Origin of the sequence: Gordonibacter sp. (genome assembly GCF_036667095.1) — a bacterium.
In the GTDB taxonomy this organism is placed as follows: Bacteria; Actinomycetota; Coriobacteriia; order Coriobacteriales; family Eggerthellaceae; genus Gordonibacter.
Genome location: NZ_JAVWUP010000350.1, coordinates 1 through 1800, shown reverse-complemented (window position 1 = coordinate 1800; position 1800 = coordinate 1). Strand labels below are relative to the sequence as shown.

Below are 1800 nucleotides of genomic sequence, written 5' to 3'. Positions count from 1 at the left end.
TGGTCACCAAGGATGAAGCGTGTTGGATAATCGGCCTTTCCGCAGGTGCGGGCATTGGCGTATACATTGATGGCGGCTGGGGCGTCGATGCGCTTGTCGGGCGTGAGACCAGGGCTCATAACGACATCGACCTGTTCGTTCAGCGCGGGGATTACCAAAGGTTCGTGGATCTAATTGCTGATGAGGGGTTTTCCGAGGTGGCTGCATCTTTCACCACCGAAGATCACACGGTGTGGCAAGACGAGGCGGGGCGCATCGTCGACCTGCATTGCTTCGATTTCGCCGAGAATGGCGATATTCTGTATCAGGGAGATCGTTTTCCCGGGGAGGTCTTTTCGGGGAGGGGGCGCATCGGCGAGGTGGAGGTGTCGTGCATCGACCCCGAAAGCCAGCTGTTGTTTCACTTGGGCTATCAGCATGACGAGCACGACGTCCACGATGTCATGCTCCTATGCCGTGAGTACGGTTTCGACGTTCCCGAAGAATATCGCTAGCTGTTGCTATTTGCATCGGGGCACGACTTCAGCGCTTGCCGCAGATGCGCTGCGCCAGACCGCCCTGGACATCACGCCACGCCGTATATGGCCCTCCGCGCACGCGAGTCCCATTTCGCCTGCTTGATCCAGTACTCGTAGAACGGATAGGGGGTCACCTTGTACTGGCGCCAGGTCTTCTCGTACGTGCCGCGGGCCGCCTGCCTCACTATGAGCTCGGCGAGCTCGTCCGCGCTCCTGCGGACCTTGAAGCACCATGTCCACTTGAACCAGGCGAGGTAGTTCTCGAGGCGTCTCGTGGAGACGCCCCGGAACCTGCCGATGAAGTGCCTCATCTGGGAGTGGAGGCTGTTCACCCTGTTGATGGCGTGCTCCTCCCTCTTGCTGGCGATGTGCGCGCCGACGCCGAGGGCGGGCAGGACGCGGCGGTACACGTGCGCACGGTCCGTCGAGATTATCGCGCCGACCGCGAGCTTGTCGGCGAGCAGCTCCCTGGCTGCCGCCTCGTCGAGGCCGCCCCTCCCCGCGATCTCGTAGAAGATGTCGCCGGCGTCGTTGATGCCGGTGAGCACGCATATCTTCTCGTGCCCGTCGGTTCCCTGCGACCTTGTGCGGGGCTTCCTGGGCACGCCGGACTCCGACCTGGAGCGGTTTCCCTTGAAACTCTCCCTGAAGAAGCACTCGTCGAGCTCGGCCCCGCCGCCGGCCTCCACGCGGAAGGCGGGCATGCGCTTGGCCATGGCCTCGAGCAGCCTGTGGCGCATGAAGAACGCCGTCTTGAGGCACACGCCGCACTTTTCCGCCGACTCGCGCAGCGGGAGCATGTCCACGTGGCACTCCGCGAACCTCATCCAGGCCGACCTGTCGAGCTTGGTGGTGGAGAAGATGCGCATGGTGGCGTCGGTGAAGGTCCTGGCGCACCCTCGGCAGAGGAACCGCTGACGGCCGCGCCCGTCTCGCCCCCTCTTCACGTAATGCGGGGAGCCGCACCAGGGGCAGGCTCTGTCGGGATCGTCTTCCGCCCCCTCGCTTGCCGCGAGGTCGAAAAGCTCCGCGTCTATCAGCGCCTTGAGCGATCTCAGAGCCCTGCTCTTCTCGGCAGCCGTCATCTGCGGGAGGAACTGCCTCGTCAGCTGGGTGAGCACGTCTTCCATTGTAACCTCCATCTCTTCTGATGATGGAATTGTCGCAACCGGGGCCCCGTCGCGTGTACTGCGTGCAGGACACTTATCCAAAGTGGTCTAACACAACGCTAAGACCGTACTAACAGAAGAACAGGAAGAAAAACTGTTAGCCTTTGCAAAAG

2 protein-coding genes are annotated in these 1800 nt (G+C 62.1%); one reads left to right on the top strand and one right to left on the bottom strand.

The features are described 5' to 3' along the window. Positions 1-494 (top strand): aminoglycoside nucleotidyltransferase (locus tag RR842_RS14505; protein ID WP_332730282.1); only part of this gene is annotated, 494 nt, incomplete at its 5' end. Positions 495-565: 71 nt separating this feature from the next. Here RR842_RS14505 and RR842_RS14500 read toward each other — a convergent pair. Continuing rightward, positions 566-1648, bottom strand: a complete 1083-nt coding sequence (locus RR842_RS14500) for an IS1595 family transposase (RefSeq protein WP_332730281.1) — start codon at positions 1646-1648, stop codon at positions 566-568. Positions 1649-1800 lie beyond the last annotated feature (152 nt).

Coding starts and splice junctions, on each gene's coding strand:
- RR842_RS14500 (WP_332730281.1), bottom strand. CDS start 1,648: ATGGAAGACGTGCTCACCCAGCTGACGAGGCAGTTCCTCCCGCAGATG.